Below are 25472 nucleotides of genomic sequence, written 5' to 3' on the forward strand. Positions count from 1 at the left end.
CAAGGGGCCTCCGTGCCCCTCGCGTGCGCCCCCGACCTCGCACGCACCCCGGCACAACTCGATAGGGAGTCCCGTTGAGCGGAAACTCGACCACCCGGCACGACAACGTGGCACTGCTCTCCGTGACCAGCACCCTCCCCGACCGGGTGACCACGTCCGCCAGCATCGAGGAGCGCCTCCGCCCCGTGCTGAAGCGCCTCCGCCTGCCCGGCGGCCTCCTCGAGCGCGTCGCGGGCGTGCTCGAGCGCCGCAACTGGGGCGAGGGCGAGTCCTTCCACGAGGCCGCCGTCGACGCGGGCCGCCGCGCCCTCGCCGAGGCCGGCGTGCGTCCCGACCAGATCGGCCTGCTCATCAACACCTCGGTGACGCGGCCGCACCTCGAGCCGTCGGTCGCCGTGCGGCTGCACCACGGGCTGGGCCTGCCGTCGTCGGCGACGAACTTCGACATCGCCAACGCGTGCCTCGGCTTCGTCAACGGCATGACCCTCGCCGCGCAGCTCATCGACGCCGGCCAGATCGACTACGCCCTCATCATCGACGGCGAGGACGCCGACGACGTGCAGGTCAACACCGTCGAACGACTGCTCACCGAGGGCTTCGACCGGGACGACTTCATGAGCGAGTTCGCCAGCCTCACGCTGGGATCGGGCGCCGCGGCGGCCGTCCTCGGTCGCGCCGACCGCCACCCCGAGGGGCACCGCATCGTCGGCGGCGTCACGCGTGCCGCGACCGAGAACTACGACCTCTGCGTGGGCAGCGTCGACGGCATGTTCACCGACGCCAAGGCCCTGCTCAAGCGCGGCATGGAGCTGGTCGTGCAGGCCTGGACGGAAGCCCGGAGCGACTGGAACTGGGAGCGCATGGACCGTTACGTCATGCACCAGGTCAGCGACGTGCACACGAACGCCTTCGTCAAGGCCGCCGGCATCGACCGGAAGCGCGTGCCGCTGACCTATCCGCGGCTGGGCAACGTGGGCCCGGCGTCGATCCCCATCACGCTGGCTGAAGAGCAGCCCAAGCTCGCCAAGGGCGACCGCGTCCTGCTCTGCGGTGTCGGCTCGGGCATCAACACGGCCATGATGGAGCTCGCCTGGTGAGTGCCGGCACCGTGACCGACGCTCCCCGCCTGCCCCGAGCGGCCGGCACCACCGCCCCGGCCACGCTGCCGCCCGCCGGCCTGCCCGGGCTCGACCCGCGCTGGTCCCGGCTGGTCGAGGCGCCGACCTCCGAACCGGGCGTCGACCGGCGCACCTGGCATCTGCTCGACACGGGCGCCGTGCTCGAGGCGGCGGGCGTCGAGCCCGTCGGCACGGTCCTCTGCGTGCACGGCAACCCCACCTGGTCGTACCTCTGGCGGCACGTCGCCGCGAGGGCGACCGAGACCGCCCTCGCCGGCGGGGCCGCGTGGCGCGTGGTCGCCGTCGACCAGCTCGACATGGGCTTCTCAGAGCGCACGGGCGTCGCGCGGACGCTCCCGCGCCGCGTCGCCGACCTGGGCGACCTCACCGAGCACCTCGAACTCGCCGGGCCCGTCGTCACCCTGGGCCACGACTGGGGCGGCGTCGTCTCGTCGGGCTGGGCCATCGACCACCCCGAGCTGCTCGCGGGCCTCACCCTGCTCAACACGGCGGTGCACCAGCCCGAGGGCGAGCCGATCCCCTGGCCGCTGCGCCTCACGCTCGCCCGGGGCGTGCTCGGCCGGGCGACGGTGTCGACGACGGGGTTCCTCGACGTCACGCTGGCCCTCGGGCACCCGGCGCTCCCGCCCGAGGTGCGCCGCGCGTACCGCGCCCCCTACGGCACGCCCGAGCGCCGGGGAGGCATCGGCGGCTTCGTCGCCGACATCCCCGTCGACGCCGCGCACCCGAGCACGCCCGAGCTCGAGCGCCTCTCGTCCGGGCTCCGCGACCTCGACGTGCCCGCCCTCTTCCTCTGGGGCCCGCGCGACCCGATCTTCGGCGACCGGTACCTCGACGACCTGGTCGAGCGCCTGCCGCACGCCGACGTGCACCGCTTCGAGGGCGCGGGCCACCTCGTCGCCGAGGACCGCGACGTCTCGGGCGCCCTGCTCACCTGGCTCGACGACCACGCCGAGGCGCTGCTCGGCGCGCCGCGCACCGGTGCCGGTGCCGGTGCCGCCCGAGCCCTGGCGCAGGAGGCGCGCACGACCGCTCCCGCCGCCGGCGTCGACGACGCCCCCGCGCCGCCCGCCGCCGCGCGCCCGCCGCTCTGGGCGCGCCTCGACGAGCTGCGCGACAGCGACGGCACGGCGCTCGTGGAGATGGCGCCCTCGTCGGGTGGAGGTCCTCGTCGCGTGTCGTGGCGCCTCCTGGCCCGCCGGGTGGACGAGCTGGTGCAGGGCCTGCACGCCTCGGGCGTGCGCCCGGGCGACCGGGTGTCGCTGCTGGTGCAGCCCGGCGCCGACCTCACGGCCGTGCTCTACGCCTGCGTGCGGCTCGGTGCCGTCGTGGTCGTCGCGGACGCGGGCCTCGGGCTGGCGGGGCTGACCCGCGCCGTCCGCGGAGCCTGGCCCGACCACGTCGTCGGGGCCCTGCCCGGGCTCTCGGCGGCGCGCGCGCTCGGTTGGCCGGGCCGCAAGATCTCGACCACGCGCCTGCCCGCTCCCCTCGCCCGCACGCTCGGCGTCGAGGCCTCGCTCGCCGACGTGGTCGCCCTGGGCCGTCACGCCCTCGACGCGGGTGCCGAGCCCCTGCCCGTGCCGTCACCCGACGACGTCGCGGCGATCCTCTTCACCTCGGGCTCGACCGGCCCGGCCAAGGGCGTCGTGTACCTGCACCGCCAGCTCTCGGCGCTGCGCGACGCGCTGGCCGAGCAGTACGGCGTCGGAGTGGGCACGGGGCTCGTGGCGGGCTTCGCGCCGTTCGCCCTGCTGGGCCCGGCACTGGGTGCGACGAGCGTCACCCCCGACATGGACGTCACGGCGCCCCGCACGCTCACGGCGCGAGCCGTCGCCGCCTCGGCGGCCGCCGTGGACGCGACGGTGGTGTTCCTCTCCCCCGCGGCCCTGACGAACGTCGTGGCGACGAGCGACGCGCTCGACGACGCCGATCGTCGTGCGCTGGCGGCGGTGAAGACCTTCCTCTCGGCCGGCGCCCCGGTGTCCGAGCGGCTGTTGGCCGCGGCGGGCGACCTCATGCCCGGCGCCGTGCCGCACACCCCCTACGGCATGACCGAGGGCCTGCTCATGACCGACGTGACGCTCGAGGGCGTGCGCGCGGCCGCGGCCGGAGCCGACGCAGGGGTCTGCGTGGGCGTGCCGGGGCCGGGCGTGCTCGTGCGGATCGCCGCCCTCGACGAGGCGGGGCGGGCCTCCGGCCCCCTCTCCGACGAGACCGGGGTGACGGGCGAGGTCGTGGTCTCGGCGCCGCACGTCGAGCACCGCTACGACCGCCTCTGGCTCACGGACCGCGCGAGCCGTCGCGTCGCCGACGAGGGCGACGCGGGCCTCGCCGACCGCTGGCACCGCACGGGCGACGTGGGCCACCTCGACGCCGACGGCCGCCTCTGGATCGAGGGTCGCCTGCCGCACGTGCTGACGACCCCGCGGGGCGTCCTGACGCCCGTGGGGCCCGAGCAGCGCGTCGAGTCCGTCGCGGGCGTCGCCCGCGCCGCCGTGGTCGGCATCGGACCGGCCGGCACGCAGCAGGTCGTGGTCGTGGCCGAGACCGTGCCGCCCACCCGCCGACCGGGGCTGGCTCCCCGCGAGCTCGCCGACGCCGTGCGCGCGGCGGCGCAGGTGCCGGTCGCGGCCGTGCTGGTCGTGCCGGGGCTGCCGACGGACGTGCGCCACAACTCCAAGATCGACCGCGGCGGACTCTCGGCGTGGGCGGGCTCCGTGCTCGCCGGCGGTCGGATGACCCGACCCGACCGGCGCGGGCCGTTCGGGGGCCGGGTGCGCCCGTGAAGGTGCTCGTCACGGGGGCCAGCGGCCTGCTCGGCGGGGCCGTCGCCGCGGCCGTGCGCGACGCGGGCCACACGGTGACGACGTTCCAGCGGCGTCCCTCGGGCGTGCCGGGCGTCGTCGACGCCCTCGGCACCGTGACCGACCGGGCGGCGGTCGAGGCCGCCGTCGCCGGGCAGGAGGCCGTGGTGCACCTGGCCGCGAAGGTCTCGCTGACGGGCGACGCGGCCGATTTCGAGCGCGTGAACGTGGGCGGCACCGCGACGCTGGTCGACGCGATGCGCGCCGCGGGCGTGCCGCGCCTGGTGCACGTGTCGTCGCCGTCGGTGGCGCACGCGGGCTCCTCGATCGTGGGCGACGACGCCCTGCCCGCCGACCCGGAGCACGCGCGGGGCGACTACGCCCGCACCAAGGCCCTGGCCGAGCGGGCGTCGCTCGCGGCCGACTCCGCAGCGCTGCGCGTGGTGGCGGTGCGCCCCCACCTCGTGTGGGGACCCGGCGACACCCAGCTCGTCGAGCGCATCGTGGCGCGGGCCGCGGCCGGGCGCCTGCCGCTGCTCGACCACGGCACGGTGCTCGTCGACTCCCTCTACGTCGACAACGCGGCCTCGGGCATCGCCGCCGCGCTCGACCGCGTCGACGTCGTGCACGGGAACGCCTACGTGCTGACGAACGCCGAGCCCCGCCCGGTCGCCGACCTGATGGCCGGCATCGCGCGGGCAGGAGGCGCGCCCGCGCCCCGCCTGCGCGTCCCGTCCGCCGTCGCCCGCGTCGCCGGCTCGCTGGTCGAGACCGTCTGGCGGTTGCGCCCCGGCGAGGACGAGCCGCCCATGACGAGGTTCCTCGCCGAGCAGCTGTCCACCGCGCACTGGTTCGACCAGCGCCGCACGCAGCGCGACCTCGAGTGGACGCCGACGGTCAGCGTCGACGAGGGGCTGCGCCGGTTGGCCGCGTGGTACGCGGCCGGAGGCGCGCGGGGCTGAGCCCGGCGCGCCCCGGCGGCCTCAGATCACGCCCTCGCTCCACGGGTCCGGGTTGCCGAAGCGGTGCGCCGTGATCGACACGGCCTGCTCGCGCAGGAACGGCAGCAGCTCGAGCCGGCCCTGCGGTGTCACCGGCTGGGCGAAGACGGCCACGGCAGGATCGCCGCGCAGCGCCTCGGCCAGCGCGATCGCCTCGGGCGCCCGCGGGCCGGCGGCACGCGGGCCGGAGTCACGGGGCTCGTCCGCCGCACCCGTCACGAGTCGCACGCGGTCGGTCCGCAGGCCGCCCGCCCGCACCTTGGCGTGCCAGACGGCGTCGTCCTCGTGGACGACGCCCCGCACGCCGAGGGCGCGCGTGAGCTGACCCGGCAGCTCGACCGCGGTCGACACGTCGATCGGTGCCCCCGAGCGCAGGCCCGCGAGCAGCAGGCGCACGAGGTCGGCCACCGACCCCGACTCGGCGAGGCGCACCGTCACCGGCAGGGGACGGTAGCGGAGCACGTCGCGCTCGAGGTCCAGCTGCGACACGTCGACGGCGGCGCCGAAGGCCCGGGCCCACGCGTCCTGGTCGGAGGCGGCAGCGGCGGCGAACGAGGACGCCGCCTCGGCGGAGTCGAGGCCCGCGACGCCGGAGCCGGCCACGGCGCGGAGCGCGGCCTGCACGGCGGGCTCGGGGCGGGCCTCCTGCGCGCTCGTCAGCGACGTCGGGCGCCAGCCGCCGAGGTGCACGAGGTAGTTCGGACCGCCCGCCTTGGCACCGGCGCCGACCGACGAGCGCTTCCAGCCGCCGAACGGCTGGCGACGCACGATCGCCCCCGTGATGCCGCGGTTCACGTAGAGGTTGCCCGCCTCGACCCCGTCGAGCCAGGTCGCGAGCTCGGCGCGGTCGAGGGTGTGCAGGCCCGCCGTGAGGCCGAAGTCGCTGCCGTTCTGCAGCGCGATCGCCTCCTCGAGCGTCGCCGCCGTCATGATGCCCAGCACCGGGCCGAAGTACTCCGTCGTGTGGAACTCGCTGCCGCCCACGACGCCGTCGCGCACGCCCGGCGACCACAGGCGACCCGTGTCGTCCAGCTGGCGCGGCTCGACCAGCCAGCGCTCCCCCGCGCCCAGCTGCGTGAGGCCGCGCAGCAGCTTGCCCGCCGCCGGTTCGACGATCGGGCCCATCGTCGTCGTCGGGTCGGTCGGCCAGCCCACGCGCAGCGTCGACACCGCGTCGACGACCTGGCGACGGAACCGCTCGCTCGTCGCGACCGAGCCGACGAGGATCACGAGGCTCGCCGCCGAGCACTTCTGCCCGGCGTGCCCGAAGGCGCTCTTCACGACGTCGCCCGCCGCGAGGTCGAGGTCGGCGCTCGGGGTGACGATGATCGCGTTCTTGCCGCTCGTCTCCGCGAGCAACGGCAGGTCGGGCCGCCACGAGCGGAACAGCTCCGCCGTCTCGAACGCGCCCGTCAGCACGACGCGGTCGACGGCCGGGTGCGACACCAGGCGCTGGCCCAGCTCGCCCTCCTCCACGTCGACGAGGCGCAGCACGTCGCGGGGCACGCCCGCCGCCCACAGGGCCTCGACCATGACGGCACCGCAGCGCTTCGCCTGGCCCGCGGGCTTCACGATGACGCTGCTGCCCGCGGCGAGCGCGGCGAGCGTCGATCCTGCCGGGATCGCCACCGGGAAGTTCCACGGCGGCGTCACCACGGTGAGCCGCTCCGGCACGAACTCGGCGCCGTCGACGGCGTCGAGCTCCTCGGCCAGGCCCGCGTAGAAGGCGGCGAAGTCGACGGCCTCGCTGACCTCGACGTCGCCCTCGGCGATCGTCTTGCCGGTCTCGCTCGCCGCCACCTCGATCAGCTCGGCGCGGTGCGCGGCGAGCGACGCCGCGGCGGCGCGCAGCACCTCGGCCCGACCGGCCCCGCCCCGGGCGGCCCACCGGGCCGACGCGGCGACGGCGCCCTCGACGATCTCGTCGACGACCGCGGCCTCGGTGACCCGGGCCGCCTCGATCGCGTCGACGCCGAGGCGCGAGTCGCGCGCCCGCTCGAGGATCGCCCGGCCCCAGGCGCGGTTCGCGGCGAGCGCCGGGTCGGTGTCGGGCTCGTTCTCGAAGGGGGCGCCGGAGGCGCGGGGCGCGATCGTCTCGCTCGTGCGGTCCTGCACGCGGTGCGGCTCGGGCACGACGTCGTCGACCTCGGCGAGCGAGGCGAGGAACCGGTCGCGCTCGCGCGTGAACATCGACTCGTCGTCGGCGAGCTCGAACACGGCCGACATGAAGTTCTCGCTCGACGCGTTCTCCTCGAGGCGCCGCACGAGGTAGCTGATCGCGACGTCGAACTCGCGGGGGTGCACGACGGGCGTGTAGAGCAGCAGCCCGCCGACGTCCTGCTTCACGAGCTCGGCCTGCGCCTCGGCCATGCCGAGCAGCATCTCGAACTCGACGCGGTCCTGCACGCCGCGCGCCTCCGAGAGCAGGTGCGCGAAGGCGATGTCGAACAGGTTGTGGCCCGCGACGCCGATCTTCACGGCCGCGGTGCGCTCGGGCGTGAGGGCCCAGGCCAGCACGCGCTTGTAGTTCGCGTCGGTCGCCTGCTTGGTGCCGTAGGTCGCGAGCGGCCAGTCGTGCAGGGTCGCGTCGACGGTCTCCATCGCGAGGTTCGCGCCCTTGACGATCCGGACCTTGACGGGCGCGCCTCCTGCGCTCGTCCGCTCGGTCGCCCAGGCGGTGAGCCGCTGCAGGGCCGAGAGCGCGTCGGGCAGGTACGTCTGCAGCACGATGCCGGCCTCGAGGCCGCGCAGCTGAGGCTGGTCGAGCAGGCGCGTGAAGACCGCGATCGTGAGGTCGAGGTCGCGGTACTCCTCCATGTCGAGGTTCACGAACTTCGGCGTCGGGCTCGCGGCGGCGAGCTCGTAGAGCGGCGTGAGCTTCTCGACGACGCGCTCGACGGTCTCGTCGAAGGCCCACATCGACAGCTGGCTCACGATCGACGACACCTTGATCGACACGTAGTCCACGTCGTCCCGCGCGAGCAGGCGGCGGGTGCCCTCGAAGCGGTGGTCGGCCTCGCCGTCGCCGAGCACGGCCTCGCCGAGCAGGTTGAGGTTGAGGCGCGCGCCGTGCGCCTTGATGCCGGCGAGGGCCGGGCCGAGCTTCGCCGGGCGCGCGTCGACGACGAGGTGCCCGACCATGCCGCGCAGCACGCGCCGGGCGATGGGCACGACCACGCCGGGCAGCACGGGGGCGACCAGGCCGCCGAGGCGGACGGCGCCGCGCATCGGCAGCGGCAGGAACGACGGCGTCGACCGGGCGAGCACCGCGAGGTTGCGGGCCGCCACGCGGAGGTCCTCCGGGCGCACGACGCGGTCGACGAAGCCGATCGTGAAGGCGAGGCCGGACTCGTCCTTGAGCACCTCGGCGAGCAGGGCCGCCGAACGGTGGCCCGCGTCGCCCGTGCCCCGGCCGCGGTCGTGGGCCCCGCCCGGCGCGGCGGCCTCCGTCGCCCAGCGGTGGGCGAGCGCGACGGCGGCGTCGCCGAGGCCCGCGGGGAGGGAGGGGTGCCCGGTGGACGGCCCGGCCGTCTGCTCGATGTCGGTCATGGCCACACCGTAGGACCAGAACTTGCCACCTGGCAAGCATTCGTCCCGCGACCCGCCGGGGACGTGGACCTCCCCGTCCTCTCGACGACGTCGCCGGGCCGCGGTACCGTGCCCCTGACCGACCGCGGCGTCCGACAGGAGGCGTCGCCGGTCGCTGACGACGGGAGTCGCCGTGGCGATCATCGAGGCACGCGGGCTGACCCGCACCTACCCCGCGAAGGGCGGCCCCGTGCACGCGCTCGCGGGGCTCGACCTCACCGTGCCCGAGGGCACCGTCAAGGCCCTGCTCGGGCCGAACGGAGCGGGCAAGACGACGACCGTGAAGGTCCTCACCACGCTCGAGCGCCCCGACGCGGGCACCGCCGTCGTGGCGGGCGTCGACGTCGTGGCCGACCCGCGCGCGGTCCGCCGGCGCATCGGCGTCAGCGGGCAGTACGCCGCCGTCGACGAGAAGCTCACGGGCTTCGAGAACCTCGACATGATCGGGCGGCTGCACCACCTCGGCCGCCGCGCGAGCCGGCGCCGCGCCCGCGACCTCATCGACGTGTTCGACCTCGCCGAGGCGGGCGACCGACCCGTGCAGGGCTTCTCGGGCGGCATGCGACGGCGCATCGACCTCGCCGGAGCGCTCGTCACCGACCCGGCCGTGCTGTTCCTCGACGAGCCGACCACGGGCCTCGACCCGCGCAGCCGTCTCGGGCTGTGGGACATCATCACCGACCTCGTCGCCGGCGGCACCACCGTGCTGCTCACGACGCAGTACCTCGAGGAGGCCGACCAGCTCGCCGACGACATCTCCGTCGTCGACGGCGGGCGCATCATCGCCGAGGGCACCGCCGACGAGCTCAAGGCCCGCGTCGGCGGGCACCGCGTCGTCGTCGCGCTCGTGCGGCCCGACGACGCCGACACCGCCCTCGCGGTGCTGCGCCGGCACGGCGACGGCGAACCGCAGCTCAGCGACGACCGCCGCGGCCTCGACGTGGCCGTCACCGACGGCCCCGGGGCGCTGCGGGCCGTGCTCGCCGACCTCGGCGACGCCGGGGTCGAGCTCCACGACGCCGGCATGCGGCGCCCCACCCTCGACGACGTCTTCCTGCGGCTCACGGGCCGCCCGACGGACGAGGCCGACGCCGCGCCGGCAGCGCGCACCGACGCGGAGGGCACCCGATGACCAGCACGGCCACGCTGCGGACGGCGCCCTCCTCGGGGCGCGACACGGGCCTCCTGGCCTGGGCGGAGGACGGCTGGATCGTCACGCGCCGCAACCTCCTGCGCCTGCGCCGGTCGCCCGACATCCTCGTCTTCGCGGTGCTGCAGCCGATCATGTTCGTGCTGCTGTTCAGCCAGGTCTACGGCGGCGCCATCGCGGTCGACGGGACCGACTACACGCAGTTCCTCATGGCCGGGATCTTCGCGCAGACCGTGATCTTCGGGTCGACGTTCTCGGGCTCGGCCATGGCGCAAGACCTCAAGGAGGGGATCATCGACCGGTTCCGCACCCTGCCGATGAGCGCCTCGGCGGTGCTCGTCGGGCGGACCCTCGGCGACCTCGTCATCAACACGATCTCGATCGTCATCATGATGCTCACCGGACTGCTCGTCGGGTGGCGGGTCGACGCGTCGCCGCTGTCGTTCCTCGGCGGCATCGCCCTGCTGCTGCTGTTCAGCTACGCGTTCAGCTGGGTCATGTGCCTGCTCGGGATGAGCGTGAAGTCGCCCGAGACGATCAACAACGCGTCGTTCCTCGTGCTGTTCCCCCTCACGTTCGTGTCCAACGCCTTCGTGCCCAGCGACACCCTGCCCACCGTGCTGCGCGTCTTCGCCGAGTGGAACCCCGTGTCGAGCCTCGTCCAGGCCGTGCGCCTCTCGTTCGGCAACGTCGGCAGCGCCCCCGTGCCCGACGTGTGGACCATGCAGCACCCCTACCTCACGGTGCTCGTCGGCATCGCCGTCATGCTCGTCGTGTTCGTGCCCCTCGCCGTCCGCCGCTTCGCGCGCACCAGCTCCCGCTGAGCGGCCGGCCGGGCAGGAGGCGCGGGCCGGCCGGCCGGGCGGGTTCAGTCCTCCGGGGGGCGGCGCAGGTCGTCGCGGACGGCGTCGTCGACGCGGTCGAGCGGCACCGTGACGACGGTCGCGACGACGAGCCTCAGCAGCTCGACGACCTGCACGTCGCGGTCGTAGAGCCACTGCAGCTGCAGTCCGTCGACGGCGGCGAGCACGACGCGGGCGGCGGCCTCGGCCGTGAAGCCCTCGCGCAGCCAGCCGCGACGCTCGGCCGCGCGCAGCCACGACGTCGTGGAGGCCACGATCTGGGCGTAGTACTCCTCGTAGTACTCGTGGGCGGGGTGCTCGGACCCCGTCGCCTCGGCGGAGGCCGTGCTGAAGAGCGCGATGACGGCGGGCACGTCGACGTTGTACTCGGCGAGCGCGAGCAGCTCGCCGAGGCGCATGCCGCCCGCGTCGTGGAAGTGGCTGCGCAGCTTCTCGTCGCGGCGGCGCAGGACGGCCAGCAGCAGGGCGTCCTTCGTCGGGAAGTAGTGCATGAGCGACTGGTGCGACACCCCGCACTGCCGGGCGATCTCGCGCAGCGTCGCACCGTGGAACCCCACGCGCCCGAAGACGGGCAGGGCAGCGTCGAGGATCGCCTCGCGCTTCACGGCTCCCTTCGCGGAACGGCCCGGACCGGAGGCGGGCACGGGTCCGGACGGCACGGGTCCCGTCGGCACGGATCCCGACGGCACGGATCCCGTCGGCACGGGCCCGGTCGGCACGGGCCGCTCGTCGGCCGCGGGCACGGGCACGCCGTCGGAGCGGTCCTCGGTGGCTCGTCGGCTGCTCACGGGACCCACAGTAACGGCGCACCCGGCTCCTTCCCGTGACGCGGGCATAGGCTCGGCGCGACTCGGCGCGAGGAGGCGGGCATGGACTGGACGCTGCTGCGCGTCCCCGCCTTCCGGGCGCTGTGGCGGGGCCGGGCGCTGTCCTGGCTCGGCAACGGCGTCGCCCCGATCGCACTGGCCTTCGCGGTGCTCGACCTCGGCGGCGACGCCGTCGACCTCGGGCTCGTCGTGGCGGCGCGGTCCCTGCCGAACCTCGTGCTCGTCCTCTACGGAGCGGCGTTCGCCGACCGTCTGCCGAAGAGGGCCGTGGCGGTGGTCTCGTCCCTGCTGTCGGCCCTCTCGTTGGTCGGGGCGGCGGTGCTGCTGCTCCTGGGCCTCGAGACGCTCGCGGCGCTGGCCCTCGTGGCGGCCGTCAACGGCGTCGCGGCGGCCCTGTTCGCACCGGCGTCGCAGGCCGTGGTGCGCTCCACGCTGCCCGAGCACCGCGTGCACGACGCCTCGGCCGTGAACAGGGTCGCGATGCACGTCGGGCTCGTCGTGGGGACCGCGACCGGCGGCTTCGCGGTCGGCGCCTTCGGCACGGCCTCCGGGCTGTTCGTCGCGGCGGCGGCGTTCGCAGCGGCTGCCGTGGCGTTCACCGGACTGCCCCAGGGCGTGGGGCGCACCCTCGGCAGGGCCGCCACCTGGGGCGGCGTCACGCACGAGCTCGTGACGGGTGCGGGGTTCGTGCTCCGCAACCGTTGGCTGCTGTCGACCGCCCTGCTGGCGGGGACCGTGCAGTTCGCCTTCGGTGCCGGCGTGCACGTGCTGGGGCCGATCGCCGCCGATGCGGCCTTCGGCGGCCTCGCCCAGCCCTACGGTCCGATCCCCACGGACGAGTCCTTCGGACGCACCGCCTGGGGCTTCGCGGGTGCCGTGCAGACGCTGGGCCTCGTCGTCGGCGCCGCCTGGGCGACCTCGCTCCGTGGCCGGCTTCGGCTCTGGGCCGGCTGCCTCGCCGTCGCCGTGACGGCCCTGCCGCTCGTCGTGCTGGCCCTCGTCTACGGCCTGCGGCCCCTGGTGATCGATCCGCTGCACCTGGCGTTCTTCGTCTGCCTCGCGCTCGGCGCGGCGGGCGTCGCGCTGGAGCTCTTCACGGTGCCGCTCGACGGTGCCGTGCGCGAGCAGGTGCCGCGTGCGTGGCTGGGCCGCGTCTACCTGGTGCTCACGGCGGCGTCGCTCGGGGGCGTCCCGCTCGGCGAGCTCCTCGCCGGGCCGCTCGTGCTCCTGCTCGGCGAGGCCGTGACGTTGGCCTGCCTCGCGGCGCTGGTCGCCCTCGCGGCCACGGCCGTGGCGCTCGACCGGCGGGTCCGTCGGGTCGACGCGTCCCCGACCGGCCAGCGCTGACGACGACGGGCCCCTCCACCCGGAGGTGAGGGGCCCGTCGTCGCCGCGGCCGGGGGCCGGGTCAGGAGGCGCGGGTCAGGAGAACTCGCCGCGCTCGATCATCTCGGCGTACTTCCGCACGTCCGGCCCGGGCTCGTAGTCGATGAAGCGGTCCTTGACGGCCTCGTTGATCGCCGCGAACGACGTCTCCCACGACTCCCCCGAGTGCTCCTGCGCGGCCGCGGCCACGGCCTCCTGCAGCACGCGGTCGGAGTCCGTGAGGATCTTCGCCCGCGCCTCGTCGTTCCACTGGACCTCGCTGATGTCAGCCATGCTCGTCCCCTCCGTCACTTCCGCTTCGACAGCGCGGACTCCTTGTGCGCTGCCGTCGATCCGCTCTTGTCCGACTTCACGACGTAGTAGGGCTCGTCCTCGCTCGCCTTGAAGGTCTGCCCGTCGTGCTGGAACTCCTTGGTCTTCTGCTCGACCACTTCGCCGTGCGTCTCGCCCTGGGACGTGTTCCAGGTGACCGCATCGCCCTTGCTGAACGCCATGTGCGCCTCCTCGCGTGTGTGGGCTGGACGCTACGCGCGCCTCCCCGGGGGCGTCCGGCGGCCCGGGTGGGCGAACACCGGGAGGTCGCGACACCCCACGTGGTAGGGCCGCGCCCCGGCGGTCAGACCGAGAAGCCGCCGTCGGCGGTGATCAGCTGGCCGGTGACCCAGGCGCCCTCGGGTCCGAGCAGGAACCGCACGACCCGTGCCACGTCCTCCGGCCGACCGAGGCGCCCGCTGGGCTGACGCTCGACGCCGGCGGCGCGGATCGCGTCGTCCATCCAGCCCGTGTCGATCGGGCCCGGGTTGAGGACGTTGGCCGTGATGCCGAGGTGGCCCAGCTCCTTCGCGGCCGCGACGACGATGCGGTCGAGGGCGCCCTTGCTCGCCCCGTAGGGCAGGTTGTGCACCGTGTGGTCGCTCGTGAGGGCGACGACGCGCGCCCGCCCCTCCACGGCCTCCGGTGACTGCCCGTCGACGGGCGGCAGACGGCGGGCGAGCTCGGCGAGGCAGAGCCACGCGGCCCTCGTGTTCACCGCGAAGTGGCGGTCGAAGGCCTCGACGCTCGTCGTGAGGATGCTCGAGTCGACGCTCTGCGAGTGCGACAGCACGAGGCCGGTCACCGTGCCGAGGTCGCGCTCGACCACGTCGAAGAGCCGCGCGGGCACGGCGGGGTCGCCCAGGTCGGCCTGGTGCACCACGGCGCGGCGACCGAGCGCCTCGATCTCGGCGACGAGCTCCTCGAGGTCGGCGGGTCGCTCACCCCACGGCATCTCGCGGTCGTACTCGCCGAAGGTGACCAGGGCGAGGTCCCAGCCGTCCGCGGCGAGCGCGCGGGCGATCCCCGCGGCGATCCCCTCGCGTCGTCCGGCACCGGTCAGCAGGCAGGTCCTGGTCGTCGTCGACATGCCGCCACCCTGGCAGACGGGCCGCAGCCGCGCCAGGCCCGCGCCCGTGCTGCCCGCCCGACTCGCCCTGCTCGCCCGCCCTGCTCCCTCCCGGCATCGAGGTGACCCGAAGTGCGGCCTCGCGGCGCAGGAGGCGACACCTCGGGTCACATCGATGACCCGAGGGCAGGTGGGGACGAGGGCAGGTGGGGACGAGGACAGGCGGGCGCAGCGGCCGCGGTCAGCGGCCGCCGCGCCCGCGGCTCGTCCCGCCGCGGCGAGGACCGCCGCCCTGGGCGCGGGAGCCCCGGGCCGGCGCTCCGCCACGGCCGCCCTTGACGCCCTTGCCCCCGGCTGCTGCGCCACCCTTGGTGCCCGTGCCCTTCGAGCCGGCCCCGCGCCGGGCGGGAGCCTCGTCGGGGGCGTCGTCGCGACTCCTGCCCCGCGAGCTGCGGGCGGTGCGACCGCGGACCACGCCGACGAAGTCGTCGGTGTCGTCGTCGTCGCGACCGTCGGGCCAGAGCAGGGCGATGGTGGTGCCGGGCAGGTCGGCGACGAAGCGGTACGTGGTGCCCTTCTGGGCGTGCATGCGGGCGAGGGACTGCGGCAGCACGGCGACCCCGGGGCCCGTCGCGACGACCGCCACGGCGTCGGCCGGTGCGAGCTCGAGGTCGTGGCGGTGCTCGGCGGCGAGGTCGGCGAGCGCGACCTCCTCGTCGGGGGCGAGGGCGGCGAGCAGGTGGTCCTTGGCGACGACCACGACCGGGCGCTCCTCGTAGAGCGGGATCGCCGAGAAGCCGTCGGTCGACAGCGGCAGGCGGGCCAGCACCATGTCGACGGAGCCGTCACGGACCGGCGTCAGCGGGTCTTCGGGGTCGACCTCGACGACCTCGAGGGGCAGGTCGGCACGGCGCTCGGCCCAGGCCCGCGACCACTTCGACAGCGTCACGCCCGGCACGGCCCCGACGCGGAAGGTCGTCGCACTCATGTCGCGAGGCTACCGGTCCCGCCCGGTGCGGCCCCGACCCCGGGCGGTCCCGTCGTCGACGGGCGTGCGCGGTCGCCCGCCGACGACGGATCCGCCCGCCCTGCGCCCGGCACGACGGACGGGACCCAGGAGGCGCGAGCGCAGGAGGCGCGGGCCCGCCCGGTACCCTGGCCCCATGACCGACAGCACCCCGAAGCCCGGACCGCAGACGCTCAAGCCCGCGACGGCCGCCAAGAAGCTCGGGGTGTACCTGCCGGCGACCCCCGACGAGTTCCAGGCGAACGGCGTGAGCCACGCCGAGCTCGCCCAGCTCGTCGCCGAGCCGCCGGAGTGGCTGGCCGAGCTGCGCCGCACCGGCCCGCACCCGCGCCCCGTGGTCGCGCAGAAGCTCGGCGTCTCGGCGTCGGGCCTCGCCCGCGCCGGCGTCGACGACGTCATGACCACGGCGCAGATCAAGGAGCTCCTCGAGCGCATGCCCGACTGGCTGCGCCAGGAGCGCGCCTCGCTCGCGGCCGTCCGCGAGGAGGACCAGCGCGTCAAGGAGCGCGACGCCGAGCGCGCCGCCCGTGCCGAGCGCGAGGAGCGCACCGGCCGCTGAGGCCGGGCCGCCGGCGCTGTCCGCCCGGCGCCGCCGTCCAGCCCGCGTGACGGCTCCCCGGCTACCGTCGCCCGCATGCCCTCCTGGATCGAACACGCCCTCTGGTGGCACGTCTACCCCCTCGGCTTCGTCGGAGCCGACACGACCGGGGTCGAGCGCGGCGTCGCGGGGCCCGGTCCGGGCCTCCGGCAGCTCGAGCCCTGGCTGGACCACGTGACGTCGCTGGGCCTCAACGGACTCGCCCTCGGCCCCGTCTTCACCTCGTCGACGCACGGCTACGACACGCTCGACCACCACGAGGTCGACCCTCGCCTCGGTGACGCGGACGACCTGCGCCACCTGCTGGCGACGGCCCGCGAGCGCGGCGTGCGGGTGCTGCTCGACGGCGTCTTCAACCACGTCGGCCGCGAGCACCCGATCGTGCGGACGGCGCTCGACGACCCCTCGTCGCCCGAGGCCGCCATGCTCCTGCGCGACGCCGACGGTGGGCTCGTGCCGTTCGAGGGGCACGACCTGCTCGTCACGCTCGACCACTCCTCCCCCGCCGTCGAGGACCTCGTCGTCGACGTCATGACCACGTGGCTCGACGCCGGTGCCGACGGGTGGCGCCTCGACGCCGCCTACGCCGTGCCGACCGACTTCTGGGCCCGCGTGCTGCCGCGGGTCCGCGAGCGCCACCCCGGGGCCTACGTCGTGGCCGAGGTGCTGCACGGCGACCACGCCGCCTTCGTCGCCGCGAGCGGGGTCGACTCGGTCACCCAGTACGAGCTGTGGAAGGCGATCTGGAGCAGCCTCGACCAGCGCAACCTCTACGAGCTCGACTGGTCGCTGCAGCGCCACGCGGCCTTCGTGGAGGCGTTCTCGCCCTGGACGTTCCTCGGCAACCACGACGTCACCCGCATCGCGAGCCAGATCGACGACGAGCGGCACCTGCCGCACGCGGTCGTGCTGCTGGCGACGCTGCCCGGCACCCCGGCCGTCTACGCCGGTGACGAGCTCGAGCTGCGCGCCGTCAAGGAGGACCGCGCGGGCGGCGACGACGCCGTGCGCCCCGCGTTCCCCGCCACGCCCGACGACCTCGAGCTCGAGCCCCGGCAGCGCGCCACGCTCGCCCTGCACCAGGAGCTGATCGGCCTCCGCCGTCGCCACCCGTGGCTGCACGACGGCGTCGTCCAGCGCCTGGCGCTCACGAACGAGACGATGGTCTACGAGGTGACGGCCCGCGAGGGCGACGGCCGCGTCGTGGTCGCGCTCGACCTCGACGACGCCGAGCTCGTCGTCGACGGCTCGACCGCGGGCAGGACACCAGCAGGAGGCGCGCCCTCCCCCGTCGAGCTCCTCGCGGGGAGCGCCGACCGGCGCGGCGACGCGTGGGTGGTGCCGGCGCACGGGTGGGCCGTCCTCGGCTGAGCACCCGGGCCTCCTGCGCCGGGGTACAGCCTGAGCACCCGGGGCACGGCCGGAGGCGCAGCGTGGTCGTGGCGCGGGAGCACCGCGCCACCTCGACGCGAAGGAGCACGACATGGCAGGCATCGGCGACAAGGCCAAGGACGCCCTCGACATCGACAAGGGCGAGCAGGTCAGCGACAAGGGCCTCGACGCGGCGGGCGGGGCGGCCGACAAGGCGACCGGCGGCGGCCACGGCGACCAGATCGACAAGGCCACCGACGCGGCCGACGGGAAGATCGGCTCGTAGGGCCTCCTCGACGTGACGACGGCGGGTCCCCAGCAGGGGACCCGCCGTCGTCTCGTTCCGCGGACATCGTTGGGTTGTGCACCATCGAGTTGCGCACAATTGTGTTACCGTCGGACCCGTGACCACGACCGCCCCCGCCGCCGCCGCTCCCCTGCTCGACGAGCAGATCTGCTTCGCGCTCTACTCCGCCTCGCGGGCGATCACGGCCACCTACCGCGACCTGCTCGCCCCCTTCGGCCTCACCTACCCGCAGTACCTCGTGCTGCTGGTGCTGTGGGAGGACGGCACGACGAGCGTCTCCGGGCTCGGCCGGCGCCTCCAGCTCGACTCGGGCACGCTGTCGCCGCTGCTGCGCCGCCTCGAGGCCACCGGACTCGTCGAGCGCTCGCGGTCCCGCACCGACGAGCGCAGCGTCGTCGTCGCCCTCACCCCCTCGGGCGACGCCCTGCGCGCCGAGGTGGGCAGCGTGCCCGACCGCATCTGCGCCGCCACCGGCCTCGACCGCGAGGCGATCGCCCAGCTGACGAGCGCCGTCGCGACGCTCGCCTCGAGCGTGCGCGGCACGGACGACGAGCCCGGCACCCCCGCGCCCGGCACCCCGCTCGCCCCCTGACCCCACCGACCCCGGCGACCCGGACCTCCGGCCGCCGCTCCCACCCTGACGAAAGAGAGATCCCATGCCCACGCGCACCGCACGCACCGCTTGGAACGGCAGCCTCGAGACCGGCGAGGGCCAGGTCGAGCTGACCAGCTCCAAGATCGGCACCTACGACGTCTCGTTCCCGAAGCGCGCCGCCGACGACGCCAACGGCTCGACCAGCCCCGAGGAGCTCCTCGGCGCGGCCCACTCGGCCTGCTACGCCATGCAGTTCTCGGCCGTCCTCGGCGAGGCCGGCGGCACCGTCGAGGCGCTCGACGTCAAGGCCGACGTCTCGCTCGGCCCGGACAAGGCCAACGGCGGCTTCATGCTGACCGGCATCCACCTCACGGTCCGTGGCGAGGTCTCCGGCCTCGACGCCGACGCCTTCGCGAAGGCGGCCCAGAACGCGAAGGAGACCTGCCCGGTCTCCAAGGCGCTCACCGGCGTGGAGATCACGCTCGACGCCGAGCTCGAGGCGTAGCCCCGGTCCGTCCCCCACGAGGGCGTCGCCCCCGGTCCCGACCGGAGGCGGCGCCCTCGTCGCGTGCGGTCGGCGGGCGCCGGGCCGGGCCGCGGCCGGAGCAGTAGCGTCGTCGACATGACGTTCGACCCCGACGCCCGCATCGACGGCAGCTCCGTTCGCCGCCGAGGCCGCGGCCGCACCGCCGGCCTCGCCGGGGGCGGCATCTCGCTCGCCGCCGTCGCGGTGTTCCTCATCGCCCAGTTCACGGGCGTCGACCTCGGCCGGCTCGTCGGGGGCGGCGGGGTCGGAGGCAGCGGGGCCCAGCCCGTCGTGGGGGAGCAGCTCGGGCAGTGCGAGACCGGCGCGGACGCCAACGAGGACATCTCGTGCCGCATGGCCGGTGCGGCCACGTCGCTCGACGTGTACTGGGAGCGCGAGGCCCCCACCCTCGGCATCGGGGACTACGTCGAGCCCGACTTCTTCCTCTTCACGTCGTCGACGACGACGGGCTGTGGCGGGGCGACGAGCGCCACGGGGCCCTTCTACTGCCCGCCCGACCAGGCCCTCTACGTCGACACCGACTTCTTCGACCAGCTGCGGCAGCAGTACGGCGCGACCGCCGGCCCGCTCGCGCAGCTCTACGTCGTCGGCCACGAGTGGGGCCACCACGTGCAGCAGCTCACGGGCGCCTTCGCGCGGGCGGACCGGAGCGGCACGGGGCCGACCTCCGACTCGGTGCGCCTCGAGGTGCAGGCGGACTGCTACGCGGGCGCCTGGCTGGGTGCCGCGTCGAGCCTGAAGGACGTCGAGGGCGTGACCTTCCTCGAGCCGATCACGGACGCGCAGATCACGGACGCGCTCGACGCGGCGGCCACGGTCGGCGACGACCGCATCCAGGAGGCGTCCGGCGGCGAGGTCGACAGCGACTCGTGGACGCACGGCTCGGCCGAGCAGCGCCAGCGCTGGTTCACGCAGGGGTTCGAGCAGGGCGCGACGGCCTGCGACACCTTCGCCGTGCCCGGCGAGCAGCTCTGACCCGGAGGCCTGGCCGCGAGCGCCCTCGGCGGGCACGAGTCGCCAGAGGGTGTCCACGATCTGCCGGTCAGGTCGTGCCGCACGCACCGACCGTGGACACCGTCCCCTCGACGTCGCCCACGAACGGTGGGTGCCGAACGCCCGCCCTCCGCGTGTCGTGGACACCGTCCCGGGGACGGGGCCGGGGCCGGGGGCCGGGGGCCGGGGGCCGGGGACGGCGGCCGGGACCTGGGGAGGACAGGAGGCCCGCCCGCGGCCGTCAGGACGGCTGCCGCAGCAGCGCCCCCGGCGCCCGCACCGTGGCGGCGGCGACGTCCATGGCGCGCTCGAGGGCGGCGGCCCAGTCGGTCCCGACGGCCCCCGTGGTCTGCGCCAGGAGGGACGCCACGAGCGCGGCGAAGGTCGCGTCGCCCGCGCCCATGGTGTCGACGACCTCGCCGGGCAGCGCGCTGATCGGGCGCCGCACCGGCTCGTGGCCGGCCAGCTCGAGCGTCGCGCCGTCGGCCCCGTAGGTCGCCACGACGGCACCCGCACCGCCGTCGATCAGGCGACGGCGCCACTCGTCGACGGTGCAGCCCGCGACGAGCGCCGCGTCGTCCTCGCCGACCTTGACGAGCAGGGCCACCCGGGCGGCGCGCTCGAAGCCGGTCGCGAACCGGGCCGCGTCGCGGAGGAACCCCGGCCGCGGGTTCGGGTCGACGGCGAGGCGCGGCGGTCGCTCCCCCACGACCTGGAGCAGGCGCTCCGTCGCGTGCGGGTCGTCGAAGGGGTACGAGCTGACCGCGACGAGCGGGGCGGTCGCGATCGCCGCCTCCTGCGCGGGCGAGAAGTCGAGCGTGCGCGCGACGGCGGCCTCGGTGAAGGCGTAGGTGGGCTCTCCGGCGACGCGCTCGGAGACGGCGCGGCCGGTGCCGAGCGGGTTGACGGTGGCGACGAGCTCGACGCCGTGCTCGGCGAGGTGCGCGCGGATGCTCGCCCCGTCGGCGTCGTCGCCGACCGACGCGAGCAGCGTCGTCGGCACACCGAGACGGGCCAGCCCCACGGCGACGTTGAGCCCGGCTCCGCCGACGTGGTCGTCAGAGCCCTCGGGCGTGCGGAGCTCGTCGATGAGGGCGTCGCCGACGACGACGACCCGGCCTGCGGACTGGTCCATGCCGGCCACCCTAGCCCGCACGCAGGGCGGGCCGACCCGCTCCCCCGGGGCGACCCCGCCCACGTCGTCGGGCACCCTCCGGGCGCGGACGGCCAGCCTGCCCGCCCCGGGCAGCCGGGCCGCTAGCCTGCTGGTCATGCAGCAGTACGCGCTCGCCGTCGACGTCGGCGGGACCAAGGTCGAGGCGGCCCTCGTGGCCGCCGACGGCACCCTCTCGCCCGACAGCCGTGCGCGGCGTCCCACCGGGCCACAGGCCACGTCCGACGAGCTCGCCGACGCGGTCCGCGAGGTCGTCGCGCACGCCCTCGGCGCTCTCGGCGAGGGCGACGTCGTCGTGGGCACCGGCATCGGCAGCGCAGGCCCCGTCGACCTCGTGGCGGGCACCGTCTCGCCCATCAACCTGCCCGCCTGGCGCGGCTACCCGCTGCGCGAGCTCGTCGAGGGCCTCGTCGCGGCGAGCGTGCCCGACGCCGCCCCCACCGTGCTGCGGCTCGACGGCACCGCCCTCGCCCTCGCCGAGCACTGGGTGGGTGCGACGCAGGGCGTCGACAACTCGATCGCCATCACCGTGTCGACGGGCGTCGGAGGCGGCCTCCTGGTCGACGGCCGACTGCTCTCAGGAGGCACGGGCAACGCCGGCCACGTCGGCCAGGTCCAGATCGCGGACCGCCCGGCGGGCGAGAGCGCGCTGCGCGCGACGCTCGAGAAGATCGCCTCGGGCCCCAACGTCGTGGCGTGGGCGCAGGAGCGCGGTTGGCACGGCGAGCGCGGCGAGGACCTCGCCCGCGACTACGTGGCCGGCGACGAGGTCGCCGTCGCGGCCGTCCGGCGCAGCGCCAACGCCGTGGGCGAGGCCATCTCGTCGGTGGCGACGCTGCTCGACCTCGAGGTCGCGGCCATCGGCGGCGGCTTCTCGCGGGTGAGCGACGACTACCTCGACCTCGTCCGGGCCACCGTCGAGGAGGCCCCGGTGAACGAGTACGCGCGGCACTGCCGCGTCGTGCGCTCGGGGCTGAGCGACGAGAGCCCGCTCGTGGGGGCGGCCGCGCTGGTGTGGCAGGCGGACCTGCTGGGCTGAGCGCGCCTCCTGCGCGGTGGGCTGGTCGGGCCCGCCACCGTGCGGCCGGCCGCGGACCGCAGCGCGCCCGCACCGCCCAGCCGCGGCCTCCTGCCCGGGCGTAGGCTCGTGCAGTCCCCCCGACGCCCGTCGCGCACAGCCACGCCCGTCGCCGAGGGACGCCCCCCACCCCACCCCGACCCAGGGAGGTCCCCCGTGTCCACCACCGTCTCCGCACTGGTCACGCCGTCCGCCGGCGCACCCTTCGAGCGCCGCACCATCGAGCGCCGCGACCTCGGCGAGAACGACGTCCGCATCGAGATCGCGTACGCCGGCATCTGCCACAGCGACATCCACCAGGCCCGCGAGGAATGGGGCAAGGCGATCTTCCCCATGGTCCCCGGCCACGAGATCGCGGGCGTCGTCGCCGAGGTCGGCTCGGCCGTCACGCGGCACTCCGTCGGCGACCGCGTCGGCATCGGCTGCTTCGTCGACAGCTGCCGCGAGTGCGAGAACTGCCTCGCGGGCGAGGAGCAGTTCTGCACCAAGGGCAACGTCGCGACCTACAACGGCCGCGAGTACACGGGCGAGGAGACCTACGGCGGCTACAGCACCGAGATCGTCGCCGACGAGCGCTACGTCCTGTCGATCCCCGAGGGCATCTCGCTCGACGAGGCCGCGCCGCTGCTCTGCGCCGGCATCACCACCTACTCGCCCCTCAAGCACTGGGGCGCCGGCCCCGGCACGAAGGTCGCGGTCGTCGGCATGGGCGGCCTCGGCCACATGGCCGTCAAGATCGCCGCCGCGATGGGCGCCGAGGTCACGGTCATCAGCCAGACCCTGTCGAAGCAGGCCGACGGCACCGAGTTCGGCGCGCAGCACTACTACGCCTCGAGCGACCCGACCACGTTCGACCAGCTGAAGGACTCGTTCGACCTGATCGTCAACACCATCTCGGCCGACATGGACATCGACGCGTACGCGCGCACGCTGCGCCTCAACGGCACGATGGTCTTCGTCGGCCTGCCCGAGAACCCGCAGTCGTTCAGCGCGGGCTCGCTCATCACGGGCCGCCGCAGCCTCGCCGGCTCCAACATCGGCGGCATCCGCGAGACGCAGGAGATGCTCGACTTCTGCGCCGAGCACGGCATCGGCGCGACCGTCGAGACGATCTCGGCCGACGAGGTCGACGACGCCTACGAGCGCGTCGTGTCGTCGAAGGTGCGCTACCGCTTCGTCATCGACACGGCCACGATCCCCGCGTCGTGACCCGCGCCTCCTGACGCACGAAGGCCCCCTCCCGATCGGGAGGGGGCCTTCGTCGTGCGCGGGGCAGGAGGCTGCGGGCAGGAGGCGCGCACCAGCCCGGCGGGCGGGCAGGAGGCGCGCACCAGCCCGGCCCCGAGCCTCCTGCGAGCCGCCCGGTCAGTCCGTCCCGTTGAAGCGCCGCAGCCACCCGGCGAACTCGCGGAGCTCGTCGTCGGTCCAGCCGTCGACGTGGCTGCGGAACGTGGCGCGGTGCTCGTGCCGGACGGCCAGCAGCCGCTCGGTCGCCCGCTCGGTGACGGTGAGCAGGAGCACCCTTCCGTCGGAGGAGTCGGCCACGACGTCGACGTAGCCGTGCTCGCGCAGCGACGTCACCTGCCGGCTGACGGCGCTCTTGTCCATGTTCATCGCGCGGGCCACGTCGCCGGAGGCGCAGGGCCCGTGCTTGGCGACGTAGCGGAGCACGTAGAACGCACTGGGCGGCAGCTCGACGTCGAAGCGCGTGGCGGCGTCCTGCACGGTCTTCTTCGCCGTGACGAGCAGGGTGCTCACCTCGTCGACGACCGTCGCCATGACGCCCTCGCGGTCGTCGTCGCCCGGCACGGGCAGGGCCGACGCGGCAGGTGCCGTGCCGACCCGGTCGCCCGGGGCGGGATCAGTGGCGCTGGCTGCCGTGCTGCGGGTCATGACGACCATCCTCCACCGGCTCGCGGTGCTCGGCGGGGTGCCCCGCCACCTCGGCGGCCTGCGTCGCGATGACGGTGTCGACGGCCCCCGTCTCGGTGGCCGGCGTTCCGCCCTCGGTCGGGGCGGTGGTGCCGCCCTCGGCGGCGCGCTGGATGCCGGACTTGGTGCCGAGCTCGACGTTCGGCAGGAGGCAGACGAACACGATGGTGACGATCGCGAGCGGAGCCGCGATGAGGAACACGTCGGCCACGCCCTGCCCGTAGGCGGACTCGATGATGGTGCGGATCGGCCCGGGGACGGTGCTCAGGTCGGGGATGCTCGTCGTGGACTGTCCGCTGCCGAGCGCGCTGGGGTCGACCCCGGCGTCGGTGAGGCCCTCGGTGATGTAGCCGGAGACCTTGGTGCCGAGCACGGCGCCCATGATCGAGACGCCGATGGTGCCGCCGAGGCTGCGGAAGAACGCGACCGTCGACGACGCCGCACCGACGACGCTGACGTCGACGGAGTTCTGCACGACGAGCACGAGGTTCTGCATGACCATGCCGATGCCGATGCCCATGAGCGCCATGTAGATGGACACGACCCAGAACGCGGTGTCGTACTCGATGGTGCCCATGAGGAACAGGCCCGCGGCGAGCAGGACCGACCCGACGATCATGTAGGGCTTCCAGTGGCCGTGCTTCGAGATCAGCGCACCGGCGACCATCGACGAGAGCAGGAGGCCCAGCACCATCGGCAGGGTCAGGATGCCCGCCATGGTGGGCGACTGACCGCGCGCGAGCTGCATGTACTGGCCGAGGAAGACGCTCGTGCCGAACATGGCGACGCCGACGCTGAGCGAGGCGACGACCGCGAAGGTGAAGGTGCGGTCCCTGAAGAGCGAGAGCGGGATGATCGGCTCGGCGGTGCGGAACTCGACGAGCACGGCGAGCGCGAGGAGCACGGCCGCCCCGACGCCCATGAGCCAGCTGGCGGCGCTGTTCCACTCGAACTGCTTGCCGCCGAGCGACACCCAGATGAGCAGCAGCGAGACGCCGCCCGCGATGAGGCTCGCGCCCCAGTAGTCGACGACGACCTTCTTCTTCGGCTTGGCGGGCAGGTGCAGCGTGCGCTGGATCACGATGAGCGCCGCGATGCCGACGGGCACGCCGACGAAGAAGTTCCAGCGCCAGCCGATGGTGTCGGTGAGGACGCCGCCCAGCAGTGGACCGCCGATGGTGCCGACGCTCATGACGGCGCCGAGGTAGCCCATGTAGCGGCCGCGCTCGCGCGGGCTGATGATGTCGCTCATGACGACCTGCACGAGGGCCGTCAGGCCGCCCGCCCCCAGGCCCTGGAAGACGCGGAAGGTGATGAGGGTCGCGGTGTCCTGCGAGAACCCGGCGGCGACCGAGGCCAGCACGAAGAGGACGAGGGCCGCCTGCAGGAGGATCTTGCGGTTCGTGAGGTCCGAGAACTTGCCCCAGAGGGGCGTGCTCACGGTGGTGGCGAGCAGGGTCGCGGTGATGACCCAGGTGTACGACGTCTGGCTGCCGTTGAGGTCGCTGACGATGCGGGGCAGCGAGGTCGACACGACGGTCGACGACAGGATCGCCACGAGCATGCCCATCAGCAGCCCGGAGAGGGCGGTGAGGACCTCGCGGTGGCTCATGCCGGGCGCCTCGCCCGGTTCGTGCGGGGCGGCCGTCTGGCTCGCCGAGGTGGTGCTCTGCGTCACGGGTGCGTTCCTCCAGGAATCAGTTGCGATCTG

General features: G+C 74.9%; 23 protein-coding genes. 14 read left to right on the plus strand and 9 right to left on the minus strand.

Annotation, left to right across the window (positions count from 1 at the left end; all coding sequences use genetic code 11):
* Window positions 1–74: 74 nt before the first annotated feature.
* Genes ACYVHQ_RS08365 through ACYVHQ_RS08375 form a run of 3 tightly spaced genes read left to right on the plus strand, consistent with a single transcriptional unit; the run spans window position 75 to window position 4905 of the window.
* Window positions 75–1097, plus strand: coding sequence for a 3-oxoacyl-ACP synthase III (locus tag ACYVHQ_RS08365; RefSeq protein WP_460512002.1), 1023 nt, complete (start codon window positions 75–77; stop codon window positions 1095–1097).
* A complete protein-coding gene (locus tag ACYVHQ_RS08370) occupies window positions 1094–3925 on the plus strand; it encodes an alpha/beta fold hydrolase (RefSeq protein ID WP_460512004.1) in 2832 nt (943 codons plus the stop codon). Before ACYVHQ_RS08365 ends, ACYVHQ_RS08370 begins: the two co-directional genes overlap by 4 nt.
* Window positions 3922–4905 carry an NAD-dependent epimerase/dehydratase family protein gene (locus tag ACYVHQ_RS08375; RefSeq protein ID WP_460512006.1) on the plus strand — a complete coding sequence of 328 codons (984 nt, stop codon included), beginning with the start codon at window positions 3922–3924 and terminating at the stop codon, window positions 4903–4905. Before ACYVHQ_RS08370 ends, ACYVHQ_RS08375 begins: the two co-directional genes overlap by 4 nt.
* A gap of 21 nt (window positions 4906–4926) precedes the next feature.
* Here the strand turns inward: ACYVHQ_RS08375 and ACYVHQ_RS08380 are convergent, their stop codons facing one another.
* Window positions 4927–8493, minus strand: a complete 3567-nt coding sequence (locus ACYVHQ_RS08380; protein WP_460512008.1) for a proline dehydrogenase family protein — start codon at window positions 8491–8493, stop codon at window positions 4927–4929.
* A gap of 172 nt (window positions 8494–8665) precedes the next feature.
* On the opposite strand from ACYVHQ_RS08380, the gene ACYVHQ_RS08385 reads away from it, so the two are divergent.
* Both ACYVHQ_RS08385 and ACYVHQ_RS08390 read left to right on the plus strand, forming a co-directional pair.
* Window positions 8666–9664 carry an ATP-binding cassette domain-containing protein gene (locus tag ACYVHQ_RS08385; protein ID WP_460512009.1) on the plus strand — a complete coding sequence of 333 codons (999 nt, stop codon included), beginning with the start codon at window positions 8666–8668 and terminating at the stop codon, window positions 9662–9664.
* Window positions 9661–10506 carry an ABC transporter permease gene (locus ACYVHQ_RS08390; protein WP_460512011.1) on the plus strand — a complete coding sequence of 282 codons (846 nt, stop codon included), beginning with the start codon at window positions 9661–9663 and terminating at the stop codon, window positions 10504–10506. Before ACYVHQ_RS08385 ends, ACYVHQ_RS08390 begins: the two co-directional genes overlap by 4 nt.
* A gap of 44 nt (window positions 10507–10550) precedes the next feature.
* Here the strand turns inward: ACYVHQ_RS08390 and ACYVHQ_RS08395 are convergent, their stop codons facing one another.
* Window positions 10551–11333: a TetR/AcrR family transcriptional regulator gene (locus ACYVHQ_RS08395; protein WP_460512013.1), complete on the minus strand. Its 783-nt coding sequence runs from the start codon at window positions 11331–11333 to the stop codon at window positions 10551–10553.
* Between the two features lie 81 nt (window positions 11334–11414).
* Between ACYVHQ_RS08395 and ACYVHQ_RS08400 the strand changes: the two genes are divergently transcribed.
* Window positions 11415–12719 (plus strand): MFS transporter, encoded by a 1305-nt coding sequence (locus tag ACYVHQ_RS08400; protein ID WP_460512015.1) that lies wholly within the window; start codon window positions 11415–11417, stop codon window positions 12717–12719.
* A gap of 75 nt (window positions 12720–12794) precedes the next feature.
* On the opposite strand, the gene ACYVHQ_RS08405 is transcribed toward ACYVHQ_RS08400, so the two are convergent.
* The 4 genes from ACYVHQ_RS08405 to ACYVHQ_RS08420 form a co-directional block, all read right to left on the minus strand.
* Window positions 12795–13031 carry a hypothetical protein gene (locus tag ACYVHQ_RS08405; protein ID WP_460512016.1) on the minus strand — a complete coding sequence of 79 codons (237 nt, stop codon included), beginning with the start codon at window positions 13029–13031 and terminating at the stop codon, window positions 12795–12797.
* Between the two features lie 14 nt (window positions 13032–13045).
* A complete protein-coding gene (locus ACYVHQ_RS08410) occupies window positions 13046–13252 on the minus strand; it encodes a hypervirulence associated TUDOR domain-containing protein (RefSeq protein ID WP_460512018.1) in 207 nt (68 codons plus the stop codon).
* 122 nt (window positions 13253–13374) lie between these two features.
* Window positions 13375–14160, minus strand: a complete 786-nt coding sequence (locus ACYVHQ_RS08415) for an SDR family oxidoreductase (protein WP_460512020.1) — start codon at window positions 14158–14160, stop codon at window positions 13375–13377.
* A gap of 220 nt (window positions 14161–14380) precedes the next feature.
* On the minus strand, window positions 14381–15127 hold the full coding sequence (locus tag ACYVHQ_RS08420) for a LysR family transcriptional regulator substrate-binding protein (RefSeq protein ID WP_460512022.1): 747 nt from the start codon (window positions 15125–15127) through the stop codon (window positions 14381–14383).
* Between the two features lie 175 nt (window positions 15128–15302).
* Here ACYVHQ_RS08420 and ACYVHQ_RS08425 point away from each other — a divergent pair, with 175 nt between their 5' ends.
* From ACYVHQ_RS08425 to ypfJ, 6 genes are all read left to right on the plus strand, one after another.
* On the plus strand, window positions 15303–15725 hold the full coding sequence (locus tag ACYVHQ_RS08425) for a DUF5997 family protein (RefSeq protein ID WP_460512024.1): 423 nt from the start codon (window positions 15303–15305) through the stop codon (window positions 15723–15725).
* Window positions 15726–15800: 75 nt separating this feature from the next.
* Window positions 15801–17135, plus strand: a complete 1335-nt coding sequence (locus ACYVHQ_RS08430) for an alpha-amylase family glycosyl hydrolase (RefSeq protein WP_460512026.1) — start codon at window positions 15801–15803, stop codon at window positions 17133–17135.
* Window positions 17136–17247: 112 nt separating this feature from the next.
* Entirely contained in the window at window positions 17248–17421 is a 174-nt protein-coding gene (locus tag ACYVHQ_RS08435; RefSeq protein WP_460512027.1) for an Rv0909 family putative TA system antitoxin, read from the plus strand.
* A 118-nt stretch (window positions 17422–17539) separates the two neighbouring features.
* Window positions 17540–18034, plus strand: a complete 495-nt coding sequence (locus ACYVHQ_RS08440) for a MarR family winged helix-turn-helix transcriptional regulator (RefSeq protein WP_460512029.1) — start codon at window positions 17540–17542, stop codon at window positions 18032–18034.
* 64 nt (window positions 18035–18098) lie between these two features.
* A complete protein-coding gene (locus ACYVHQ_RS08445) occupies window positions 18099–18542 on the plus strand; it encodes an OsmC family peroxiredoxin (RefSeq protein ID WP_460512031.1) in 444 nt (147 codons plus the stop codon).
* Window positions 18543–18659: 117 nt separating this feature from the next.
* Window positions 18660–19559: a KPN_02809 family neutral zinc metallopeptidase gene (gene ypfJ / locus ACYVHQ_RS08450; RefSeq protein ID WP_460512033.1), complete on the plus strand. Its 900-nt coding sequence runs from the start codon at window positions 18660–18662 to the stop codon at window positions 19557–19559.
* 259 nt (window positions 19560–19818) lie between these two features.
* Here ypfJ and ACYVHQ_RS08455 read toward each other — a convergent pair whose 3' ends face one another.
* A complete protein-coding gene (locus ACYVHQ_RS08455) occupies window positions 19819–20712 on the minus strand; it encodes a carbohydrate kinase family protein (RefSeq protein WP_460512035.1) in 894 nt (297 codons plus the stop codon).
* A 136-nt stretch (window positions 20713–20848) separates the two neighbouring features.
* Between ACYVHQ_RS08455 and ACYVHQ_RS08460 the strand changes: the two genes are divergently transcribed.
* Entirely contained in the window at window positions 20849–21790 is a 942-nt protein-coding gene (locus ACYVHQ_RS08460; RefSeq protein ID WP_460512037.1) for an ROK family protein, read from the plus strand.
* Window positions 21791–21985: 195 nt separating this feature from the next.
* Complete coding sequence (locus ACYVHQ_RS08465) at window positions 21986–23038, plus strand: NAD(P)-dependent alcohol dehydrogenase (protein WP_460512038.1); 1053 nt, start codon at window positions 21986–21988, stop codon at window positions 23036–23038.
* A 156-nt stretch (window positions 23039–23194) separates the two neighbouring features.
* Here ACYVHQ_RS08465 and ACYVHQ_RS08470 read toward each other — a convergent pair whose 3' ends face one another.
* Window positions 23195–23722 carry a MarR family winged helix-turn-helix transcriptional regulator gene (locus ACYVHQ_RS08470; protein ID WP_460512040.1) on the minus strand — a complete coding sequence of 176 codons (528 nt, stop codon included), beginning with the start codon at window positions 23720–23722 and terminating at the stop codon, window positions 23195–23197.
* The gene (locus tag ACYVHQ_RS08475; protein WP_460512574.1) at window positions 23691–25373 is read right to left on the minus strand and encodes an MDR family MFS transporter; all 1683 of its coding nucleotides are present in this window, start codon (window positions 25371–25373) and stop codon (window positions 23691–23693) included. The genes ACYVHQ_RS08470 and ACYVHQ_RS08475 overlap by 32 nt, the downstream gene beginning before the upstream one ends.
* Between the last annotated feature and the right edge of the window lie 99 nt (window positions 25374–25472).

Source organism: Frigoribacterium salinisoli, from assembly GCF_054781095.1.

What these genes read in the sequence shown, in the direction of transcription:
- ACYVHQ_RS08400 (WP_460512015.1), top strand. Translation starts at nt 11,415, where the DNA reads ATGGACTGGACGCTGCTGCGCGTCCCCGCCTTCCGGGCGCTGTGGCGG.
- ACYVHQ_RS08420 (WP_460512022.1), bottom strand. Translation starts at nt 15,127, where the DNA reads ATGAGTGCGACGACCTTCCGCGTCGGGGCCGTGCCGGGCGTGACGCTG.
- ACYVHQ_RS08445 (WP_460512031.1), top strand. Translation starts at nt 18,099, where the DNA reads ATGCCCACGCGCACCGCACGCACCGCTTGGAACGGCAGCCTCGAGACC.
- ACYVHQ_RS08390 (WP_460512011.1), top strand. Translation starts at nt 9,661, where the DNA reads ATGACCAGCACGGCCACGCTGCGGACGGCGCCCTCCTCGGGGCGCGAC.
- ACYVHQ_RS08475 (WP_460512574.1), bottom strand. Translation starts at nt 25,373, where the DNA reads ATGAGCCACCGCGAGGTCCTCACCGCCCTCTCCGGGCTGCTGATGGGC.
- ACYVHQ_RS08415 (WP_460512020.1), bottom strand. Translation starts at nt 14,160, where the DNA reads ATGTCGACGACGACCAGGACCTGCCTGCTGACCGGTGCCGGACGACGC.
- ACYVHQ_RS08460 (WP_460512037.1), top strand. Translation starts at nt 20,849, where the DNA reads ATGCAGCAGTACGCGCTCGCCGTCGACGTCGGCGGGACCAAGGTCGAG.
- ACYVHQ_RS08410 (WP_460512018.1), bottom strand. Translation starts at nt 13,252, where the DNA reads ATGGCGTTCAGCAAGGGCGATGCGGTCACCTGGAACACGTCCCAGGGC.
- ACYVHQ_RS08405 (WP_460512016.1), bottom strand. Translation starts at nt 13,031, where the DNA reads ATGGCTGACATCAGCGAGGTCCAGTGGAACGACGAGGCGCGGGCGAAG.
- ACYVHQ_RS08470 (WP_460512040.1), bottom strand. Translation starts at nt 23,722, where the DNA reads ATGACCCGCAGCACGGCAGCCAGCGCCACTGATCCCGCCCCGGGCGAC.
- ACYVHQ_RS08430 (WP_460512026.1), top strand. Translation starts at nt 15,801, where the DNA reads ATGCCCTCCTGGATCGAACACGCCCTCTGGTGGCACGTCTACCCCCTC.
- ACYVHQ_RS08455 (WP_460512035.1), bottom strand. Translation starts at nt 20,712, where the DNA reads ATGGACCAGTCCGCAGGCCGGGTCGTCGTCGTCGGCGACGCCCTCATC.
- ACYVHQ_RS08435 (WP_460512027.1), top strand. Translation starts at nt 17,248, where the DNA reads ATGGCAGGCATCGGCGACAAGGCCAAGGACGCCCTCGACATCGACAAG.
- ACYVHQ_RS08425 (WP_460512024.1), top strand. Translation starts at nt 15,303, where the DNA reads ATGACCGACAGCACCCCGAAGCCCGGACCGCAGACGCTCAAGCCCGCG.
- ypfJ (WP_460512033.1), top strand. Translation starts at nt 18,660, where the DNA reads ATGACGTTCGACCCCGACGCCCGCATCGACGGCAGCTCCGTTCGCCGC.
- ACYVHQ_RS08380 (WP_460512008.1), bottom strand. Translation starts at nt 8,493, where the DNA reads ATGACCGACATCGAGCAGACGGCCGGGCCGTCCACCGGGCACCCCTCC.